The organism is Terrabacter sp. 01T434, from assembly GCF_056398545.1.
The window spans coordinates 43,657-63,053 of record NZ_JBFTPP010000012.1 but is presented as its reverse complement, the minus strand read 5'-3'; the positions used below and the strand labels follow the sequence as shown (position 1 = coordinate 63,053).

Annotated in this window: 19 protein-coding genes; 9 read left to right on the top strand and 10 right to left on the bottom strand. The window is 70.3% G+C overall.

The genetic code is table 11. From position 1 onward, the window contains the following. Positions 1–11: 11 nt before the first annotated feature. From AC1DIW_RS20420 to AC1DIW_RS20410, 3 genes are all read right to left on the bottom strand, one after another. Positions 12–527 (bottom strand): putative immunity protein, encoded by a 516-nt coding sequence (locus AC1DIW_RS20420; protein WP_478110516.1) that lies wholly within the window; start codon positions 525–527, stop codon positions 12–14. Between the two features lie 34 nt (positions 528–561). Further along, positions 562–1,950 (bottom strand): replicative DNA helicase, encoded by a 1,389-nt coding sequence (gene dnaB / locus AC1DIW_RS20415; RefSeq protein WP_442280703.1) that lies wholly within the window; start codon positions 1,948–1,950, stop codon positions 562–564. 374 nt (positions 1,951–2,324) lie between these two features. Beyond that, positions 2,325–3,104: a glucosamine-6-phosphate deaminase gene (locus tag AC1DIW_RS20410; RefSeq protein WP_478110514.1), complete on the bottom strand. Its 780-nt coding sequence runs from the start codon at positions 3,102–3,104 to the stop codon at positions 2,325–2,327. Between the two features lie 162 nt (positions 3,105–3,266). On the opposite strand from AC1DIW_RS20410, the gene AC1DIW_RS20405 reads away from it, so the two are divergent. Genes AC1DIW_RS20405 through AC1DIW_RS20390 form a run of 4 tightly spaced genes read left to right on the top strand, consistent with a single transcriptional unit; the run spans position 3,267 to position 6,277 of the window. After that, complete coding sequence (locus AC1DIW_RS20405) at positions 3,267–3,542, top strand: DUF2277 domain-containing protein (RefSeq protein ID WP_442280705.1); 276 nt, start codon at positions 3,267–3,269, stop codon at positions 3,540–3,542. Between the two features lie 17 nt (positions 3,543–3,559). After that, positions 3,560–4,183: a class I SAM-dependent methyltransferase gene (locus AC1DIW_RS20400; RefSeq protein ID WP_478110512.1), complete on the top strand. Its 624-nt coding sequence runs from the start codon at positions 3,560–3,562 to the stop codon at positions 4,181–4,183. A gap of 43 nt (positions 4,184–4,226) precedes the next feature. Then, positions 4,227–4,940 (top strand): DNA alkylation repair protein, encoded by a 714-nt coding sequence (locus AC1DIW_RS20395; RefSeq protein WP_478110510.1) that lies wholly within the window; start codon positions 4,227–4,229, stop codon positions 4,938–4,940. Beyond that, entirely contained in the window at positions 4,937–6,277 is a 1,341-nt protein-coding gene (locus tag AC1DIW_RS20390; RefSeq protein ID WP_478110508.1) for an MATE family efflux transporter, read from the top strand. Before AC1DIW_RS20395 ends, AC1DIW_RS20390 begins: the two co-directional genes overlap by 4 nt. Before the next feature lie 275 nt (positions 6,278–6,552). Here AC1DIW_RS20390 and iolC read toward each other — a convergent pair whose 3' ends face one another. Next, the gene (iolC, locus tag AC1DIW_RS20385; RefSeq protein ID WP_478110505.1) at positions 6,553–7,518 is read right to left on the bottom strand and encodes a 5-dehydro-2-deoxygluconokinase; all 966 of its coding nucleotides are present in this window, start codon (positions 7,516–7,518) and stop codon (positions 6,553–6,555) included. Between the two features lie 213 nt (positions 7,519–7,731). On the opposite strand from iolC, the gene AC1DIW_RS20380 reads away from it, so the two are divergent. The 5 genes from AC1DIW_RS20380 to AC1DIW_RS20360 all read left to right on the top strand — a co-directional run bounded on the left by AC1DIW_RS20380 (position 7,732) and on the right by AC1DIW_RS20360 (position 13,574). Then, positions 7,732–9,060: an ABC transporter substrate-binding protein gene (locus AC1DIW_RS20380; RefSeq protein ID WP_442280710.1), complete on the top strand. Its 1,329-nt coding sequence runs from the start codon at positions 7,732–7,734 to the stop codon at positions 9,058–9,060. Between the two features lie 86 nt (positions 9,061–9,146). Further along, positions 9,147–10,142: a carbohydrate ABC transporter permease gene (locus AC1DIW_RS20375; RefSeq protein ID WP_478110503.1), complete on the top strand. Its 996-nt coding sequence runs from the start codon at positions 9,147–9,149 to the stop codon at positions 10,140–10,142. Next, entirely contained in the window at positions 10,139–11,020 is an 882-nt protein-coding gene (locus AC1DIW_RS20370) for a carbohydrate ABC transporter permease (RefSeq protein WP_478110502.1), read from the top strand. The genes AC1DIW_RS20375 and AC1DIW_RS20370 overlap by 4 nt, the downstream gene beginning before the upstream one ends. Next, positions 11,017–12,546, top strand: coding sequence for a GH1 family beta-glucosidase (locus AC1DIW_RS20365; protein WP_478110500.1), 1,530 nt, complete (start codon positions 11,017–11,019; stop codon positions 12,544–12,546). The genes AC1DIW_RS20370 and AC1DIW_RS20365 overlap by 4 nt, the downstream gene beginning before the upstream one ends. After that, complete coding sequence (locus AC1DIW_RS20360) at positions 12,543–13,574, top strand: LacI family DNA-binding transcriptional regulator (RefSeq protein ID WP_478110499.1); 1,032 nt, start codon at positions 12,543–12,545, stop codon at positions 13,572–13,574. The genes AC1DIW_RS20365 and AC1DIW_RS20360 overlap by 4 nt, the downstream gene beginning before the upstream one ends. Before the next feature lie 151 nt (positions 13,575–13,725). Here AC1DIW_RS20360 and rplI read toward each other — a convergent pair whose 3' ends face one another. From rplI to AC1DIW_RS20330, 6 genes are all read right to left on the bottom strand, one after another. Next, positions 13,726–14,172, bottom strand: coding sequence for a 50S ribosomal protein L9 (gene rplI / locus AC1DIW_RS20355; RefSeq protein WP_442280886.1), 447 nt, complete (start codon positions 14,170–14,172; stop codon positions 13,726–13,728). Positions 14,173–14,198: 26 nt separating this feature from the next. Continuing rightward, positions 14,199–14,435, bottom strand: a complete 237-nt coding sequence (gene rpsR / locus AC1DIW_RS20350; protein ID WP_013494395.1) for a 30S ribosomal protein S18 — start codon at positions 14,433–14,435, stop codon at positions 14,199–14,201. A gap of 135 nt (positions 14,436–14,570) precedes the next feature. After that, entirely contained in the window at positions 14,571–15,185 is a 615-nt protein-coding gene (locus tag AC1DIW_RS20345) for a single-stranded DNA-binding protein (RefSeq protein WP_478110497.1), read from the bottom strand. 60 nt (positions 15,186–15,245) lie between these two features. After that, the gene (rpsF, locus tag AC1DIW_RS20340; protein ID WP_030197748.1) at positions 15,246–15,533 is read right to left on the bottom strand and encodes a 30S ribosomal protein S6; all 288 of its coding nucleotides are present in this window, start codon (positions 15,531–15,533) and stop codon (positions 15,246–15,248) included. A 261-nt stretch (positions 15,534–15,794) separates the two neighbouring features. Continuing rightward, positions 15,795–17,138, bottom strand: coding sequence for a glycosyltransferase 87 family protein (locus AC1DIW_RS20335; protein ID WP_442280888.1), 1,344 nt, complete (start codon positions 17,136–17,138; stop codon positions 15,795–15,797). 49 nt (positions 17,139–17,187) lie between these two features. Continuing rightward, positions 17,188–19,317 carry a transglycosylase domain-containing protein gene (locus AC1DIW_RS20330; RefSeq protein ID WP_478110495.1) on the bottom strand — a complete coding sequence of 710 codons (2,130 nt, stop codon included), beginning with the start codon at positions 19,315–19,317 and terminating at the stop codon, positions 17,188–17,190. Positions 19,318–19,397: the final 80 nt, after the last annotated feature.

Below are 19,397 nucleotides of genomic sequence, written 5' to 3'. Positions count from 1 at the left end.
CCGGCGGCCGGTCAGGTGACGAACACCGACCAGCAGATGTCGTTGCGCAGCCGCTCGTCCTCGAGGACGAGCTCGCGGATGGCCGGCGGGAGCTGCTCGTGCTGCCACGCGCACTCGGCTCGGCCGGCGGAACCACTCTCGTCGACCGCCGCGGCAGCTCGAGCAGCCTTGATGGCGTAGGCGGCCGCTCCCAGCTCGTGCGCGGCGACGTGGGCGACGCACGCGGCCTGACCGGCAGCGTATGCCGCGAACCTCGGAGCACCACGCAGGTCGCGGGCCGCTCCCATGGCGTGGCCGCCGGCGGCGCGCGAGGTCATCATCGGGACGTCGCCGCGCACCCAGGCCCGGGCGTGCTCGATGGCGTGGCGGGGGCGGGGGTCGTCCGGACGCGCCGACTCGAAGAGGTGGAGCACGTGTTCCGCGCACGACGCCGCCCAGAGCGCGAGGAGGTGGTGGTCGGCGTCCGTGAGGACCCCGCCCCGCCGGATCGTGACGAAGCGGGGATCGCGGACCTCCGGAAGGATCACGCCTCGATCTCCTCCTCGACGGTCGGTGCGGACGTCAGAAGTTGTTGGCCATGTTCGTGAAGCGGCTGAAGTGGCCCTGGAAGGCGACGACGATCGTGTCGGTGGGACCGTTTCGGTGCTTGGCCACGATGAGGTCGGCCTCGCCCTCTCGGGGGGAGTCCTTCTCGTAGGCCGCCTCGCGGTGGAGCAGGATCACCATGTCGGCATCCTGCTCGATTGATCCCGATTCTCTCAGGTCGCTCATGGCGGGCTTCTTGTCGGTGCGCTGCTCCGGGCCACGGTTCAGCTGTGAGATCGCGATGACCGGGACCTCGAGCTCCTTCGCCAGCAGCTTGAGCGCACGCGAGAACTCCGAGACCTCCTGCTGGCGCGACTCGACGCGCTTTCCCGAGCTCATGAGCTGGAGGTAGTCGATGACGACGAGCTTGAGGTTCTCGCGCTGCTTGAGCCGGCGGCACTTGGCCCGGATCTCCATGAGCGACATGTTGGGCGAGTCGTCGATGAAGAGGGGGGCGTCGGAGACCCGACCCATCGTGGAGGCGAGGCGGGTCCAGTCCTCCTCGCGCATCGTGCCCTTGCGCATGTGCTGCAGCTGGATGCCGGCCTCGGCCGACAGCAGACGCATCGTGATCTCGGTGCGGCTCATCTCGAGCGAGAAGACGACGGCCGCCATCTTGTGCTTGATCGCGGCCGAACGCACTATATCTAGGCCTATGGTCGATTTTCCCATTGCCGGCCTGGCGGCGATGACGATCATCTGGCCGGGGTGCAGGCCGTTGGTCAGGGCGTCGAAGTCGGTGAACCCGGTCGGCACACCGGTCATCTCACCGGACCGGCCCGAGGCGACCTCGATCTCGTCGACCGTGGCCTCGATGACGTCGCCGATGGCGTGGTAGTCCTCGCCGCCGCGCTTGTCGGCGACGGCGTAGACCTCGGCCTGTGCGGCGTTGACGATGTCCTCGACGTCGCCGCCGCCCTGGGCGTAGCCGAGCTGGACGATGCGGGTGCCGGCCTCGACGAGGCGGCGCAGCACGGCGCGCTCGCCGACGATCTGCGCGTAGTAGCCGGCGTTGGCCGCGGTGGGCACCGAGGCGATGAGCTGGTGGAGGTAGGCCTGGCCGCCGACGCGGCCGAGGTCGCCGCGTTTGGTCAGCTCGTCGCTGACGGTGATGGCGTCGGCGGGCTCGCCGCGGCCGTAGAGGTCGAGGATCGCGTCGTAGATCAGCTCGTGCGCGGGACGGTAGAAGTCGGTGCCCTTGAGCTGCTCGACGCAGTCGGCGATCGCGTCCTTCGACAGGAGCATGCCGCCGAGCACGGACTGCTCCGCGCCGACGTCCTGCGGCGGGAGCCGGTCGTCCGGAGGTCCACCGTCACGGGCCGACGACGACGCGAAGGCGCTCGTGCTCAACTCGGCGAGCGACACGGGCTCCCCTTCCCCTGAGTGATGAATGACATGGGTGCAACCTGGTTCACCCAGTGAACAACGCGGTTCTGACAGTGCTTCTGGGAGCACCCGCCCCACCGTAGGCGCGCCATCGAGCGGGCACCAATCCGGGAGGCCCGCGAATGCCGTCTCCTGTGGACAACCGGTGGACAGCGTGCTCGACACGCCGTCAACAGCTGTGGACAAGGTGTGTGGACAGGTGTGGGTGCGCGCCGCCGACAGCGCCTCGCCGTGCTCAGTGACCTGCGCAAATGCCTGTCCACGGGCTGTGGAGAAAAAGTTCCCGACCCCTGTGCGTCGTCCACAACCCCGTGCGACACGCCGGTGGACGACGTATGCCGTGTGGCCGGGTCCTACAGGCCCGCCGCCGATGCGTCGTAGTAGTCCCGGTTGCGCAGGCCCGAGGCTGCTGCCTCGTCGAGCACGACGGTCGCATCGGCGTGCCACTGGAGCACCGATGCCGGGCACGAGGCCGACAGCGGACCCTCGAGCGCAGCCGCGACGGCCGACGCCTTGCCCGGGCCGGACGCCACGAGGACGAGTCGGCGCGCGTCGAGCACGGTGCCGAGCCCCTGCGTGACGCAATGGGTCGGCACGTCCTCGATCCCGTCGAAGAAACGGGCGTTGTCGTGCCGGGTGCGGTCCGACAGCCGCTTGACCCGGGTTCTCGACGACAGCGCCGACCCCGGCTCGTTGAAGCCGAGGTGGCCGTTGGCCCCGATGCCGAGGATCTGCACGTCGACACCACCCGCCGCGGCGAGCAGTCGCTCGTACTCGGTTGCACCGGCGACGAGCGCCTCCTCGTCCCGGCCGGAGCCGTCCGGCACCCGCAGACGGTCGGGCGGGAGGCCCAGAGGTGCGCAGACCTCGCGCAGCAGCACCTCGCGGTAGGCCTGCGGGTGACCCACCGGCAGCCCGACGTACTCGTCGAGCGCGAAGCCGCGGGCGCGATCGAGGTCGAGACTCCCGGCCCGCACCGCCGCGGCGAGCTCGGCGTAGAGCCCCAGCGGTGACGACCCGGTCGCGAGCCCGATCACGGGCTCGGCACGACGGGCGGCGCCGAGGCCGGCGATGACGATGCCGGCCGCCCGACGGGCGACATCGGCGGCAGTGGGCAGGACGAGGACCTCCATCGGCCCACCCTCTCACCGCGCCCGACGTCACCACGCCCGCCATCACCACGCCCGCCACCACCACGCCCGCCACCACCAGGTGCGACGTCACCGCGCCCGACCGCGGCACGGCGACCGTCCGCATACGCGCCGCCCGTCGAGGTGGCGACATACAGTCGAGACATGTGCCGCAACATCCGACAGCTCCACAACTTCGAGCCTGCTGCCACCTCGGACGAGGTGCGTGCCGCCGCGCTGCAGTACGTCCGCAAGGTCAGCGGCAGCACCAAGCCCAGCCAGGCCAACCAGGCCGCGTTCGACGAGGCCGTCGAGGCGGTCGCGCACGCGACGCAGCACCTGCTCGACCACCTGACGACCACGGCCCCGCCCAAGGACCGCGAGGTCGAGCGCCAGCGGGCTCGCGAGCGCAACGCCGTGCGTTTCGGCACCCCGGCGTGAACCGCGCCGGCTGAGCGATGGGCATCTGGACCACCGAGGTCACGCCGCGGCTCGTCGCGTTCGGCTGCCAGGACGAGAAGCTCCGTGACCTCCGCGCTCGCGCCTGCGAGGGCCTGCGCGGCGAGGTCGTCGAGCTCGGCTTCGGCAGCGGGCACAACATCGGCCTCTACCCGCCGGAGGTCACCCGCGTCATCGCGGTCGAGCCCTCCGACGTCGCCTGGCAGCTCGGCGCCGACCGCCGCGCACTCAGCCCCGTCCCCATCGTTCGCGGCGACCTCGACGGCCAGTGGCTCAGCCTGGCGGACGAGAGCGCCGACGCCGTCCTCGCGACGTTCACCCTGTGCACGATCCCCGACGTCCACCGGGCACTCGCCGAGGTCCGGCGCGTGCTGCGTCCCGGCGGCGCCCTGCACTTCCTCGAGCACGGCCTCGCCCCCGAGCCGCACGTGCAGCGCTGGCAGCGCCTCCTCGAGCCCGTCCAGAAGAAGGCCTTCGACGGCTGCCACCTGACGCGGCCGATCGACCGGCTCATCGAGGAGTCCGGCCTCGTCATCGAGACGATCGAGTGTGCCTACGCGCCGTCGCCCAAGGTCATGCGGCCGTGGGTCTTCGGCTACCTCGGCCGAGCCCGCAAGGGGTGAGCCGCGTCCGCGCCTGCCCCGGCACGGCGCTACCTTGGCACCCATGTCCGAGCCGGGGGTGCACAGCGACCTCGTCGCCGCCGTGACCGCCACGCTCGCGGAGCACGCCGACGCCGAGCGCGCGGCCGGGCAGCAGCGCTACATGAAGTCGGCCATGCCCTTCCTGGGACTGACCTCACCGCAGCTCAAGGCGCTCCTCGGCCCCCTGCTGCGGGACCCCGGTCTCGCCATGGAGTCGCGAGCGCAGTGGGAGGCGACGATCCGCGCCCTCTGGGACGGGGCCACCCACCGGGAGCACTGGTATGCCGCCATCGCCCTCGCGCGTCACCGTCCCTATCGCAGGTGGGTCGACAGCGACGCGATGCCGTTGTGGGAGAGCCTGATCCGGGCCGGCGCCTGGTGGGACGTCGTGGACGACATCGCGACGCACCTGGTGCGCGACACGGTGCTCACCCACCCGACGGTCGAGGGGCTGCGCCTGCGGGACTGGGCCGGCTCGGACTCGCTCTGGGTGCGCCGGGCCGCGATCATCTGCCAGGTCGGCGCGCGCGATCGCCTCGACCAGTCGCTCCTGACCGACGTCATCGAGCCGAACATCGACGACCCGGACTTCTTCAGCCGCAAGGCGATCGGCTGGGCGCTGCGCGACCATGCGCGCACCGACCCCGACTGGGTGCGGGCCTTCGTCAACGGGCACCCCGCCCTGTCGGGGCTCTCGCGGCGTGAGGCGCTCAAGCACCTCGGTCAGCCGTCGTGAGCCGCGTCGCCCCGGCCGCTGGGAGCCATCGCCGCGAGATCGTCCGTCTCGCCGTCCCGGCCTTCCTGGCACTCATCGCCGAGCCGCTCTTCCTGCTCGCCGACTCCGCGATCATCGGCCATCTCGGGACGGCCGAGCTCGCCGGCCTCGGGGTCGCGAGCGCCGCGCTAGTCACGGCCGCCGGGGTCTTCGTCTTCCTCGCCTACGGCACGACGAGCGTGGTCGCCCGCCACCTCGGCGCCGGTGACGAGCGCTCCGCGGTGAGCGCCGGCATCGACGGGCTGTGGCTCGCGCTCGGGCTCGGCGCCGGCACGGCCGCCGTCGTCGCCGTCTGGGCCGGCCCGATCAGTGCGATCTTCGGCGCCTCCCCAGCCGTGCTCGAGCAGGCGACGACCTACCTGCGCATCTCCGCGCTGGGCATCCCGGCCATGCTCGCCATCCTCGCCGTCACCGGCGTCCTCCGGGGCCTGCAGGACACGACGACGCCACTGGTCGCCTCGGTCGTCGGCTTCAGCGCGAACATCGCGCTCAACCTGGTCTTCGTCTACGGGTTGCACTGGGGCATCGCAGGATCCGCGTGGGGCACCGTCATCGCGCAGACCGGGATGGGGGTCGCGCTCGTCACCGTGCTGCTCGTCAAGGCGCGGGCACGGCACGCCCGGTTGCGCCCACATCCCGCACGGGTCCTCGCGGCCGGGCGAACCGGCATACCCCTGCTGGTCCGCACCCTCGCCCTGCGCGCCACGCTGCTCGTCACGACGTGGGTCGCGGCCTCCCTGGGCGACGTGCCGCTCGCAGCCCACCAGGTGGCGATGACCGTCTGGTCGTTCCTCGCCTTTGCGCTCGACGCGCTCGCGATCGCCGCCCAGGCCATCACGGGCCGAGCGCTCGGCGCCGGCGACCGCGCGGGCGTCCGGCTCGCGATGGGGACGATGGTGCGCTGGGGCGTCTGGGGAGGTCTCGCCCTCGGGCTCGTCATCGCAGCCCTGCACTCGGTCCTGCCGCCGCTCTTCACGCCCGACCCGGCCGTCCAGGAGGCGCTCGGCGCGGCCCTGGTCGTCGTCGGACTCGGCCAGGCCGTGGCCGGCTACGTCTTCGTCCTCGACGGAGTCCTCATCGGCGCCGGCGACGGCCGGTGGCTGGCCGGGGGCCAGGTCGCCACCCTGGTCGCCTACCTCCCGGTCATCCTCGCCGTGCGTGCGGCCGGACCGAGCGGCTCCGCGACCCGAGACGTCGTCGTGCTGTGGGTCGCGTTCACCGCCTTCATGGCGATCCGCGGGGTCGTGCTCGGCTGGCGGGCGCGTCGCGACGACTGGATGGTCATCGGCGCCCGCTGAGGGCCTTGGGCGTATGCCGTCACGTCCCTTTCGCACGGAACATGGGGGTTCGTCCCTGATCGTCCACCACGGACAGCGAGAGGTCTGGGCTAACTGCTACGGCTTTCCCAGTCTCCTTTAAGGTCGGGCGCCCATAGTCGTTTTCGTGAGTTGCTCCTGTGCGACTCGGTGATCTCCTCCCCTGTCGGTCATCGAGTCAAAGGGCACCCGCTCCCGCTGGTCGAGTTCGGCGACGTGACCAGCGGGGGCGGGTTTTCTCGTTTCCGGCCGGGAGCTCACCGCGCCTCGTCGGCGACCTCGACGTCCGAGAGCAGCTCCTGCACCTCGGCCGTGGTGGGCATCGCCGGTGACCCGGCGAGCCGGCCCGCCACGAGGGCCCCGGCCACCGTGGCGAAGTGCAGGATGCGCTCGAGGTCCCAGCCCTCGAGGAGCGCGTGGACGAGCGCCCCACCGAAGGCGTCCCCGGCGCCGAGCCCGTTGACGACCTGCACGGGGAAGGCCGGGACGCTGACCAGCTCGCTCGGCGTCATGGCCAGCGCTCCACGAGACCCCTGGGTGACGACGGCGAGCTCGACGCCCAGGTCGAGCAGCGCCCGCGCCGCGCGTTCCGGGTCGGCGTGGCCGGTGGCGACGGCGCACTCCTCGACGTTGCCGATGGCGACGGTGGTGTGGCGCAACGCCTCGCGGGCCTGGTCGTGGGCTGCGCCGCGGCCGCTCCAGAAGGCAGGCTGGTAGTCGAGGTCGAGCACCGTCAGCGCCGCCCGCCCGCGCTCCTCCCAAGCGGCGAGATGGGCAGCTCGGCTCGGCTCCTGGCTGAGCCCGGTCAGCGTCGACCAGTAGACGCGCGCCTCTCGGATCGCCTGCAGCGGGAGGGATTCCGGGGTGATGAGCAGGTCCGGCGCGGTCGGGTAGCGGTAGGACCAGACCGGGAAGTGGTCGGGCGGGAAGATCTCACAGAAGGTCACCGGCGTGGGCGGGCCACCGGTGATCGTCTGCACGTAGGCGTCGTCGACACCGAGCTGGAGCAGCTGGCGGTGGACGAAGCGTCCGAAGGGGTCGGCGGCCGCAGCGCTGACGAGGGCCGCCCGCCTGCCGTGACGCGCGGCGGCGACGGTGACGTTCGCTGCGCTGCCACCGAGGAACTTCTCGAAGCTGCGCACCTCGTCGAGCGTCACACCGTGCTGGAGCGGGTAGAGGTCGACACCCACCCGACCGATGGCGACGACGTCGTGGACGGTCATGGAGCCTCCCGCAGTTGCCAGGGCCCGGGCAAGTGCCGGGACCTCCACGCTAGCGGTGATCGAGCCCGGCGTTCAGGTCACGGAATGGTCACGGCACTTGACCGCTCCCGTCGCGAGCCGCCATCCTGCTCGTGAGAGCGCTCTCACGGCCGCGTTTCACGCACGGAGAGCGCTCCCACACCCACACTGGGGATGAGACCAAAGGAGCTCTCCATGACATCCCGTTCCACCCGGATCGGCGCACCGACCCTGCGCTCGCGCCATGCCGTTCTCGCCAGCCTCACCGTCGGGCTGATGGCCCTCACCGCCTGCAGCTCCGGCTCCAGCACCGAGGGGGCCGCCACGCAGGCCGGCAGCACCGGCGGTGCGAGCGGGCCCGTCACCCTGACCCTCGCCACCTTCAACCAGTTCGGCTACGAGGAGCTCATCCCCGAGTTCGAGAAGTCGCACCCGAACATCAAGGTGACCCACAAGAAGGCCGCGACCTCAAACGAGGCCCGTGACAACTTCTTCACCCGGCTCTCCGCCGGCAGCGGTATGGCCGACGTCGAGGCCGTCGAGGTCGACTGGCTCCCCGAGATGCTCCAGTACTCCGACAAGTTCAACGACCTCAACTCCGCCGATGTCCAGGGCCGCTGGCTCGACTGGAAGGCCAAGGCCGCCACCGACTCCGACGGCCACCTCATCGGCTACGGCACGGACTCCGGGCCCGAGGCCATCTGCTACCGCAGCGACCTCTTCAAGGCTGCGGGCCTGCCGAGCGACCGCGAGTCGGTCGCCAAGCTCTTCGGCAACACGTGGGAGAGCTACTTCGCCGCCGGCAAGCAGTTCAAGGCCAAGTCCAAGGTCCCGTTCTTCGACAGCATCGGCGCCACCTACCAGGGCATGGTCAACCAGATCCCCGCCGCCTACGAGAACCCGAGCGACGACTCGATCACCGCCACCGACAACGCCCAGGTCAAGAAGGTCTACGACCAGGTCGTCCAGGCCGGCATCACCGACGGCCTGTCCGCCAAGCTGCAGCAGTGGGGCGACGACTGGACGGCCAGCTTCCAGAAGGACGGCTTCGCGACGATGCTCTGCCCCGGCTGGATGGTCGGCGTCATCGAGGGCAACGCCAAGGGCGTCAAGGGCTGGGACGTCGCCAACACCTTCCCGGGCGGCGGCGGCAACTGGGGCGGCTCGTACCTGACCGTGCCGAAGCAGAGCGCCCACCCGAAGGAGGCCCGGGAGCTCGCCGCATGGCTCACCGCCCCCGAGCAGCAGGTCAAGGCCTTCAAGAAGGTCGGCACCTTCCCGAGCCAGAAGCAGGCCCTCGAGAGCCCCGACCTGCTCTCCTTCAAGGTCGCGTCCTTCAATGACGCCCCGACCGGCCAGATCTTCGCCGACCGCGCCAAGGCCGTCACGATGACGCCGTACAAGGGCACCCACTACTTCGCCATCAACGACGCGATGCAGCAGGCGCTGACCCGCGTCGAGCAGGGCACCTCTCCGCAGGACTCGTGGGACAAGTGGGTGGGCGACGTCAAGGCCATCGGCTGACCTGACCGCCGAGCCAGCTGACCCGGGGACGGCCCGGTGCACCCCCACCCCCGCACCGAGCCGTCCCCCCGACCATCGGAACTGCCATGACCGTTCAGTCCCCCACCCGCACGACGCACCCGGACCCCTCCGAGTCCCCGGCGTTCGTGCAGCGCTCGCCGATGCAGCCGCGGTCGAGATGGCGACGGCGCCTGACGAAGCTCGACGAGTCGGGCGCGCCCTACGCGTACGTCTCGCCCTTCTTCATCCTCTTCGGCGTCGTCGGGCTCTTCCCGCTGCTCTACACGGCGTGGGTCTCGCTCCACAAGTGGAGCCTCATCGGCGGCCAGGGCGGCTTCGTCGGCCTCAAGAACTACACCGACGTGCTGGCGCAGCCCTACTTCTGGAACGCCCTCAAGAACACCATCAGCATCTTCCTGCTCTCGAGCGTCCCCCAGGTCATCGCGGCCCTGCTCATCGCGGCCGCCCTCGACAGCGGCCTGCGGGCCCGGACGTTCTGGCGCATGGGCGTGCTGCTGCCCTACGTCGTCGCCCCGGTCGCCGTCGCCCTCATCTTCAGCGACCTCTTCGGTGACAAGTTCGGACTCGTCAACCACCTGCTCGGCCTCGTCGGGGTCGACCCCATCCAGTGGCACAAGGAGGTCCTGCCGAGCCACCTCGCCATCGCCACGATGGTCAACTTCCGGTGGACCGGCTACAACGCCCTGATCTTCCTCGCCGCCATGCAGGCCATCCCGCGCGACTACTACGAGGCGGCGATGATCGACGGCGCCGGACGCGTCCGCACCTTCTTCTCGATCACCGTCCCGCAGCTGCGCGCGACCATCATCTTCGTCGTCATCACCTCGACGATCGGCGGCCTGCAGATCTTCGACGAGCCGCGGATGTACGACCAGTACGGTCTCGGCGGCGCCGACCTGCAGTGGCAGACGCTGACCCTCTACCTCTACCAGCTCGGCTGGACGCAGAAGAACTTCGGCCGCGCGGCCGCGGTCGCCTGGATGCTCTTCCTCATCGTCGTCATCTTCGCGGTCGTCAACTTCCTCGTCACCCGCCGGATCGCCTCGAAGGGACAGCGATGACCGCCCCGACCCTGACCCCCGCCCCCGCCGTGAAGCCTCGACACAGCGCCCGCCTCGTGCGACGCACCCAGGCCAGCCCCACGGCATACGTCTTCCTCGCGGTCGTGCTCGTCGGTTCGGCGTTCCCGCTCTGGTGGTCCTTCGTCATCGGCAGCAAGGACTCGGCCGCCATCGTGCAGGACCCGTACTCGTTCATCCCCGGCGGGCACTTCCTCCAGAACGCCAGCACCGTCGTCACGACGATCCCGTTCTGGAAGGCCCTCGGCAACAGCATCCTCGTCAGCGGCACGGTCTCGGTGCTCGTCGTGCTCTTCTCGGCGATGGCCGGCTTCGCCTTCGCCAAGCTGCGCTTCCGCGGCCGGAACGGCCTGCTCGTCTTCGTCATCGCGACGATGGCCGTGCCGACGCAGCTCGGGATCGTGCCGCTCTTCATCGTCATGAGCAAGCTCGGCTGGATCGGCAGCCTGTGGGCCGTCATCCTGCCGAGCGCGGTCAGCGCCTTCGGGGTCTTCTGGATGACGCAGTACCTCCAGGAGGCGCTTCCCGACGAGCTGATCGAGGCCTCGCGCGTCGACGGCGCGTCCACCCTGCGGACCTTCTGGTCCGTGGCGCTGCCCGCCGCCCGCCCGGGCGCGGCCATGCTCGGGCTGTTCACCTTCATCGCGACGTGGACCAACTTCTTCTGGCCCTTCATCATCCTCGACCCGGGCAACCCGACGCTGCCCGTCGCGCTGCAGCAGCTGCAGGCGGCCTACTTCGTCGACTACTCCCTCGTGCTCAACGGGGTCGTGCTCATGGCACTGCCCCTCATCGTCCTGTTCGTCTTCGCCGGGAAGCAGCTCGTCTCCGGCATCATGCAAGGAGCAGTCAAGGGATGACCGCGCAGACGCGTAGCCCCCAGCCCCTCATCGTCCCTGCCACGGATCTCGTGCTGGCGCAGAGCCGCCCGGTGCCTCAGGACTTCGTCCTCGGTGTCGCGACCGCGGCCTACCAGATCGAGGGGGCCCGTCACGAGGACGGCCGCACCGACTCGATCTGGGACACCTTCAGCCACACCCAGGGTGCCGTCGTCGACGGCGACACGGGCGACGTCGCGTGCGAGCACTACCACCGGTATGCCGCCGACGTGGCCCTCATGAAGTCGCTCGGGATGCAGTCCTACCGCTTCTCGACCTCGTGGGACCGGGTGTGCCCCGACGGCGGACCCGTCAACGCAAAGGGGCTCGACTTCTACGAGCGGCTCGTCGACTCGCTCCTCGACGCAGGGATCGCGCCGTGGCTGACCCTCTACCACTGGGACCTGCCCCAAGCCCTCGAGGACCGGGGCGGCTGGACCTCGCGCGAGACGGTCGACCGCTTCGTCGACTACTCGCTGGCCGTCCACGACCGGCTGGGCGACAAGGTCCGCACCTGGACGACACTCAACGAGCCGTTCTGCGCCGCCTTCCTCGGCTACACGGCCGGCATGCACGCGCCGGGGCGCACGTCACCCGCCGACGGGCTGGCGGCCGCGCACCACCTGCTGCTCGCGCACGGCCGCGTCGTGCAGGAGCTGCGCGCCCGCGACGCGTCCCTCGAGCTGGGCCTGACGCTCAACTTCACCGTGGCCGACCCGCTCGACCCGTCCGACCCGCGCGACGTCGACGCCGCCCGGCGCGTCGACGCGCAGATGAACCGGATCTTCCTCGACCCGGTCTTCCGCGGCGCCTACCCGGCCGACCTCCTCGACGACGTCCGTCACCTGGGACTCGAGGACCACATCATGGACGGTGACCTCGAGGTCATCTCCACCCCCGTCGACGTGCTCGGCGTCAACTACTACAACGGCGAGGCCATCGGCCACGAGCCCCCCGCCGCCTCGCTCTCCGACAGCGTCAACGGCGGCCGGTTCACCCGCTCACCGTTCCCTGCCGCGGACGACTCCTACCGCCACCCGCGCGGCCTGCCCGTCACGGCGATGGACTGGGAGATCCAGCCCGAGGGCCTGACCCGCCTGCTCGTCCGGCTGCACGAGGAGTATGCCGGGCCGGCCGGCGTCGCCCTCCACGTGACCGAGAACGGCGCCGCCTTCGACGACGTCCCCGACGAGGACGGCTTCGTCGACGACCGCGGCCGGACGGCATACGTCCGCGCGCACCTCGGGGCGATCCTCGACGCGGTCGACGCCGGAGTGCCGGTGCGCGGCTACTTCTACTGGTCGCTGCTCGACAACTTCGAATGGGCGTGGGGATACGCCAAGCGCTTCGGTATCGTCCGAGTCGACTACGACACCCAGGTGCGCACCCCCAAGGCGAGCGCACTCGACCTCGCCCGGATCATCGCGACCCGCCGGCTGCCCGCCCCCTGGGCCGAGCCGGACGCCAGCGGTGCCGGCGACGAATCCGCAGGAGAATCGACGACATGAGCGACGGGACGCTGGCCACCCCCGTCGGGCGACCCACCCTGGAGGAGGTCGCCCGGGTGGCCGGCGTGTCCCGGGCCACGGTCTCGCGCGTCATCAACGGCTCGCCGCGGGTCAGCCCGGACGTGCTCGCCGTCGTCGAGAAGGCCATCGCCGAGCTCAACTACGTGCCCAACCGGGCCGCTCGCTCGCTCGTCGCGCGGGCCACGATGTCGATCGCGCTCGTCGTGCCCGAGGACGCGCACCGCTTCTTCGGCGACCCCTACTTCGCCGACGTCGTCCAGGGCATCAGCGACCGGCTCGACGACAGCGACTACGTGCTCAACCTGCAGCTGACCCACCCGAGCAGCCCGTCCGAGAAGACGCGGCGCTACCTGCTCGGGGGCAACGTCGACGGCGCCATCGTCGTCTCGCACCACTCCGGCGACCACTTCCTCGCCTCGCTCAGCAGGTCGCTGCCCGTCGTCTTCGGTGGACGCCCCATCGGTGACGAGGCCAAGGACAGCGACTACTACATCGACGTCGACAACCGGCTGGGCGCCGTCACCGGCACCCAGCACCTCATCGACCGCGGCCGCACGGCGATCGCGACGATCACCGGCCCGCCGGACATGCCGGCCTCGGTCGACCGCGAGCAGGGCTGGCGCGACGCCCTGCGCGCTGCTGGTCTCTCCGACCACCGCGTCGCGCACGGCGACTTCACCGAGGCCGGCGGCATCCGCGCTGCCCTCTCGATCATCGACTCCTACCCGGACGTCGACGCGATCTTCGTCGCGAGCGACCTCATGGCGAGCGGTGCGCTGCTCGCTTTGGAGGAGCGGGGGCTGCGCGTGCCGGGCGAGGTGGCGATCGTCGGCTTCGACAACAGCAAGTACGCCACGCGCGGCAAGGTCGGTCTGACGACCGTGGCCCAGCCGGCCCAGGAGATGGGCGTCGTCATGGCCGACACGCTGCTGCGGCTGCTCGCCGGCGAGACCCCGCCCCGGGTCACCACCCTCGACACCCACCTCGTCGTGCGCGACTCCACCTGAGCCCGTCGGAAACTGAGCACTCGACACTCGCGTGCTCACTTCCCCGCCCGCACCTCGTCGGGCACCGAGCACTCGAAGGGGCCGGGCGTGACGAAGGGCCGGGCTCCGCGTGGTGCGGAGCCCGGCCCTTCGGCCGATCAGACCTCGACGGTCAGGCGGGGACGACCTCGAAGGTGAGGGTCGCCGCGACCTCGGGGTGCAGACGGACGGTCGCCTCGTAGGAGCCGAGCGTCTTGATGGCCTGCTTGACCTCGATCTTGCGCTTGTCGAGCTCCGGGCCACCGGCAGCCTTGACGGCTGCCGCGATGTCACCGTTGCTGACGGCGCCGAAGAGGCGGCCGGACTGGCCGGACTTGGCCGGGACCTTGACCGAGGTTGCCTCGAGCTGGCCCTTGATGCCCTTGGCCTGGTCGAGGTCCTTGATCTCGCGGACCGCGCGACCCTTGGTCAGGGCGTCGACCTGCTTCTGGCCACCCTTGGTCCACGGGGTCGCGAGACCGCGCGGCATCAGGAAGTTGCGGCCGTAGCCGTCCTTGACCTCGACGACGTCACCAGCGGCACCGAGGCCGGAGACCTCGTGCGTGAGAATGAGCTTCATGGTGTTCTCCTCGTTCCCGAACTAGCTCAGCGAGCCGAGCTCGAGTAGGGCAGCAGGGCCATCTCACGGGCGTTCTTGACGGCCGTGGCGATGAGGCGCTGCTCCTGGACGGACACACCGGTCACGCGACGCGCGCGGATCTTGCCGCGGTCGGAGATGAACTTGCGCAGGAGCGCAGTGTCCTTGTAGTCGATGTTCTCGACCTTCGCCGCCTTCAGCGGGTTGGCCTTCTTCTTGGGCTTGCGCACAACGGGCTTTGCCATCGTGGTGCTCTCCTTCTTGATGAGAGCCCGGGGTTTGGTGCCCCGGGATGGGTTTAAGAACTACGTGGGTATGCCGTCCGGCTCACTTCACCGAACGACGGTGCTGACCTGCTCGAGCTCGATCAGGAAGCGCGATCAGAAGGGGGGCTCGTCGTAGCTGGGGGCTGCGCCCCAACCGCCACCCTGCTGGCCGCCACCCTGCTGACCGCCACCGGAGGACTGGTTGTTCCAGCCACCCTGCTGGCCGCCACTCGCAGCCGGGGCCGCCTGGCCACCGGCGGAACCGCCGGTCGCCCACGGGTCCTCGGCCTGGCCGCCGGAGCCACCGCTCCAGCCGCCGCCCTGGCCGCCCTGGCCGCCGCCGAAGCCGCCACCGCCGCCGCCGCGCTGGGTCTTGTTGACCTTCGCGGTGGCACTGCGCAGGGACGGGCCGATCTCGTCGACGTCCATCTCCACGACGGTGCGCTTCTCGCCTTCCTTGGTCTCGTAGGAACGAGACTTCAGCCGGCCGGACACGATCACGCGCATGCCCCGCTGGCACGACTCCGCGACGTTCTCCGCCGCGTCGCGCCACACCGAGCAGCGCATGAACAGCGTCTCGCCGTCCTTCCACTCATTGCTCTGGCGGTCGAACTGCCGCGGCGTCGAGGCCACGGTGAAGTTCGCGACCGCAGCCCCGGACGGCGTGAAACGCAGCTCCGGGTCGGCGGTCAGGTTGCCGATGATCGTGATGACGGTGTCGCCTGCCATGCGTGGGCTCCGTTCAGTCCTTCGTCGGGTGATCGAGCGGGTTCAGTGACTGTCGCTGAATCAGGCGCCGGGGCGCAGCAGCTTGGTGCGCATGATCGACTCGCTGAGGTTCAGCTGGCGATCGAGCTCCTGGGCGGTGGCCGGCTCCGCCGTCATGGTGACGACGACGTAGATGCCCTCGGACTTCTTCTTGATGTCGTAGGCGAGACGGCGACGGCCCCAGATGTCGACGTTGTCGACGGTGCCCCCGTCGTTCTTCACGACGGTGAGGAACTTGTCCATCGTCTTGTCGACGGTGCGCTCTTCGGTCTCCGGGTCGAGGATGACCATGAGTTCGTACTGACGCATGCTTCTAACCCACCTCCTCTGGTCTCGGCGGTCACGAGTCTCTCTCGTGACAGGAGGGTTGCATTCGTCCCACCGCGGGCACGGGGCCCGGCCTGATCTTCCAGCCGGGTTCAGCCTCGCAGACCGCGCCGACATCGATCGGTTTGATCCACAGGCCACCGGGCACACGGCGAACTGGGCAAGACTACCGGGCCGGACGGCATACCCCGAAATCGGCGCAGCCCGCGGCCCCTGCGCCCAGGAGAACGCTCGGGAGAACGCTCAGGAGAAGCGGACGATGAGCCGATCCGGCGCGCCGGTCATCGGCCCGGCGAGGTCGTCGGTCTCGGACGTCCCGCGACCCCACCGACCCCGCGCCCGCAGCCACACCACGGCCACCAGCCACAGCACGGCCACGACGCGCAGCATCGAGAAGAACGCATACCACGGCGCCGGCAGCCCACGGTCCGGCACGGTCGTCGCGGCGATCGTGAGCCACACGGCGACGAAGTTGAGTGCCTCGGCGCCGGCCCAGATGAGGTGGTCACGCCACTGCAGGGCGCACCACGCGACGAGCGGCACCAGCCACAGGGAGCTCTGGACCGTGAACGACTTGCCCGTGACGAGGACGATCCCGACCATGACGAGCGACACCTCGGCGATGGTGGGTCGCCGCGCGGACGACAGCGCGAGCACGGCTCCGACCACGAGCGCGAGGAGCCAACCGACGACCGCGAGCGTCGTCACGGCCCCCTCGGGAAGGGGGTGGCCGGCGAGCTGCGGCAGGAGCCACGGCGAGCCGTAGCCCGCGCCCGAGGACGCCCACCCCTGGTAGGGCGAGGCGGCCGCTCCGCGGTTGAGCAGCCACAGCCCCGAGAGCAGGGCGCCGAACGTCAGCAGGGCATAGCCGACGACGCGACCCATCTCGCGCAGCCGCCCGGACCGCACGCAGAGCAGCGCGATGGCCACGAGGACCAGCACGGGATACGACCGGGCCCCGATGGCGAGCCCGAGCAGCACCCCGGCGAGCGTCGGGTTGCGCCGCGACCACGCCCACATGCCGGCGCTCGCGAGCGCCACCCCCAGCAGGTCGGCGGAGATGAAGCCGGCGAGCACCACGACGGGTGACAGCGCGACGTGCGCGGCCGAGAAGGGCCGGGCGGCGGACGACGCGACGAGCCAGACGACGGCGAGCAGCAGGAGCGTCAGCAACACCGACCACAGCGCGAAGTACCAGACCGCGCGCGTCGCCAGCGACCCGTTGTCCGGCGTGAGGCTCGCGACGGCGGTGAGCACCAGCCCGGTCAGGGGCGGCTGACCGGTGACCGGCGCGCCGTCGCCACCCTGGAGGTAGGCGGCGATTCCGGCCTTGACGTTGGCGTCACGGTAGGCGGTGGGCAGGTCGGCGTAGCACGCGCTCCAGAACTGGGTGTCGCCGCTGAAGCCGGTGCGCAGGCACGGCACGCGGAGCAGGACGGCGAGCCCGGCGGTGACGGCTGTCAGGGCCGACAGGAGTGCGGCCGTGAGCAGCCACGGAAGCTCGTGCGCCGCGGCATACCGCCCACGGGGGCCCCCGATGACCTCGGAGGCCGCCCGCACGACGGGGTCGTCGACCTGCTCGGTCACCGAGGCACCAGCCCCGTCAGGCCGTGACGCCCCCGACCGCACCGCCGGCTCAAGGAGTGTTGCCCTGGCTCGACCGCTGCCCCAGCGGCACCGTCAGGGTCGGCGTGGACGTCGCCGTCCGGGTCCTGGTCCTCGTCGGCGCCTGCGTCGTCGTCGGGACCTGCGTGGTCGTCGGCGCCTGCGTGGTCGTCGTGGACGGCGCCTGCGTGGTGGTCGTCGTCGGCGCCTGCGTCGTCGTCGTGGTCGGCGGCGGGGTGAAGGTCGTCGTCGGCGTGGGGATCTTGTCGTCGCCGACGCCTGCCCGCGCCGGGAAGTCCTGAACCTCCATCCCCTGGAGGGCGACCTTCATGAAGTCGTAGAAGACGTCGGCGGGGACCGTGCCACCCGTGAGGTTGGTGTCCTCGGAGCTCGTGAGGGTCTGCGGGTTGCCTTGCGCGTCGGGCTTGTACATGCCGATCGACACCGCCAGCTGCGGGACGAAGCCGGAGAACCAGATCGACTTCGCGTAGGACGACGTGCCCGTCTTGCCGGCGACCGGACGGCCGAGCCGCTGCAGCTTCGTCGCCGTGCCCCCGGTCTTGACGGTGTAGGTCATCGCGTCGGTGACGTCGGCGGTGACGTCCTTGTCGAACGCCCGCTTGGTCTGGGCCTTGGCCTCGAAGCTGAAGTCGCTCGTCGTCGAGGTGACCTTCTTGACGAAGTACGGCTTGGCGCGCACGCCCTGCGAGGCGATCGTCGAGTAGGCCGTGGCCATGTCGATGACGTGGGGCGAGGCGGTGCCGAGGACGTTGGTCAGCGTCGCGTCGAGCCCCGGCGTCTTCTCCGGGATGCCGGCGTCGATGGCCGCCTGCCGGGTCAGCTCCGGCCCGATCGTGTTGTTGAGGTTGACGAAGGCGGTGTTGATCGAGCGACCGACCATCCGGCGCATGTCGACCATGCCGTACGAGCGGCCGCCGAAGTTGGTGATCGTCGTGCCGGCGATGTCCTGGGGCTGGTCGCCGTCGAACTTCGTCTTCGTCGAGACGCCGCTGCGCACCGCGGCGAGCACGGCGAACGGCTTGAAGTTCGAGGCGCCCTGCATGATCGCCTGGGTCGAGGTGTTGAACTGCGACTTCGAGTAGTCCGCGCCGCCGTACATCGCGATGACCGCGCCGTCACCGGGTCGCACCGCGACGAGGCCGCCCTGCACCTGCTTGGGCAGGTTCGACTGCATCGCCGTGATCGCGGCGTCCTGGGACTTCTTGTCGATCGTCGTGACGATGCGCAGGCCGCCCTTGTCGATGTCCTGCTCGGACAGGCCGGTCGAGAGCAGCTCGTTCTTGACCTGCGCCGTGATGAAGCCGTTGGGACCGGACGAGAACTTGTTGCCCTTGTACGGCAGGATCTTCGGCAGCGCGGCGTACTTGGCCCGGTCCGCGGCGCTGAGCCAGCCCTCCTGCACCATGCCGTCGAGGACGTATGCGTAGCGCTTGGTGAGGTTGGCTTCGGCGGCCGGGCCCTGGGCGGGGTCGTAGAGCGTCGGGGCGTTGAGGACCGACGCGAGCACCGCGCCCTCACCGACGGTGAGCTGGGAGACGTCCTTGCCGAAGTACGCCTTCGCCGCGCTCTGGATGCCGTAGGCGCCGCGGCCGTAGTAGATGGTGTTGAGGTACTTCTCGAGGATCTCGGACTTGGAGAGCTGGCCGTCGATCTTGACGGCGATGAGGATCTCCTTGGCCTTGCGGGAGATGGTCCGGTCCTGCGTGAGGAAGTAGTTCTTGACGTACTGCTGGGTGATGGTGGAGCCGCCGACCTGGGTCTCGCCGGTGACGCTCGTCTTGACGGCGCGCAGGATGCCGCCGACCGAGATGCCGTTGTTCTGGTAGAAGGTCCGGTCCTCGGCCGCGATGTGCGCGTCCTGGACGAACTTCGGCACCTTGCTGAGCGGCACGGACTCGCGGTTGCCGTCCTGAACGGCGATGCGGTCGAGCTCGGTCTTGCCGTCGCTGTAGTAGACGATCGAGACCTGCTTGTTGGCGAGCTGGTTCGGCTGCGGGATGGCGGTCCGGTTGTAGGCGATGACCACGCCGATGACACCGACCACGAGCAGGACGCCAGCGGCGATCGAGCCCCACTTGAGGGTGCCGATCGCCCACTTCTTCCAGCCGGTGCGGCTCTTGTCGCGCCTGCTCTGCGTCACAACCTGCTCCATTCACTGATCAGGCCCGAGAACCGTCCCGAGCCGCCACTCAGTATGACCCGACCTGCACCGGGACGACG

Coding starts and splice junctions, on each gene's coding strand:
- AC1DIW_RS20410 (WP_478110514.1), bottom strand. CDS start 3,104: ATGGAGGTCCTCGTCCTGCCCACTGCCGCCGATGTCGCCCGTCGGGCG.
- AC1DIW_RS20405 (WP_442280705.1), top strand. CDS start 3,267: ATGTGCCGCAACATCCGACAGCTCCACAACTTCGAGCCTGCTGCCACC.
- AC1DIW_RS20400 (WP_478110512.1), top strand. CDS start 3,560: ATGGGCATCTGGACCACCGAGGTCACGCCGCGGCTCGTCGCGTTCGGC.
- AC1DIW_RS20395 (WP_478110510.1), top strand. CDS start 4,227: ATGTCCGAGCCGGGGGTGCACAGCGACCTCGTCGCCGCCGTGACCGCC.
- iolC (WP_478110505.1), bottom strand. CDS start 7,518: ATGACCGTCCACGACGTCGTCGCCATCGGTCGGGTGGGTGTCGACCTC.
- AC1DIW_RS20380 (WP_442280710.1), top strand. CDS start 7,732: ATGACATCCCGTTCCACCCGGATCGGCGCACCGACCCTGCGCTCGCGC.
- AC1DIW_RS20375 (WP_478110503.1), top strand. CDS start 9,147: ATGACCGTTCAGTCCCCCACCCGCACGACGCACCCGGACCCCTCCGAG.
- AC1DIW_RS20370 (WP_478110502.1), top strand. CDS start 10,139: ATGACCGCCCCGACCCTGACCCCCGCCCCCGCCGTGAAGCCTCGACAC.
- AC1DIW_RS20365 (WP_478110500.1), top strand. CDS start 11,017: ATGACCGCGCAGACGCGTAGCCCCCAGCCCCTCATCGTCCCTGCCACG.
- AC1DIW_RS20360 (WP_478110499.1), top strand. CDS start 12,543: ATGAGCGACGGGACGCTGGCCACCCCCGTCGGGCGACCCACCCTGGAG.
- rplI (WP_442280886.1), bottom strand. CDS start 14,172: ATGAAGCTCATTCTCACGCACGAGGTCTCCGGCCTCGGTGCCGCTGGT.
- rpsR (WP_013494395.1), bottom strand. CDS start 14,435: ATGGCAAAGCCCGTTGTGCGCAAGCCCAAGAAGAAGGCCAACCCGCTG.
- AC1DIW_RS20345 (WP_478110497.1), bottom strand. CDS start 15,185: ATGGCAGGCGACACCGTCATCACGATCATCGGCAACCTGACCGCCGAC.
- rpsF (WP_030197748.1), bottom strand. CDS start 15,533: ATGCGTCAGTACGAACTCATGGTCATCCTCGACCCGGAGACCGAAGAG.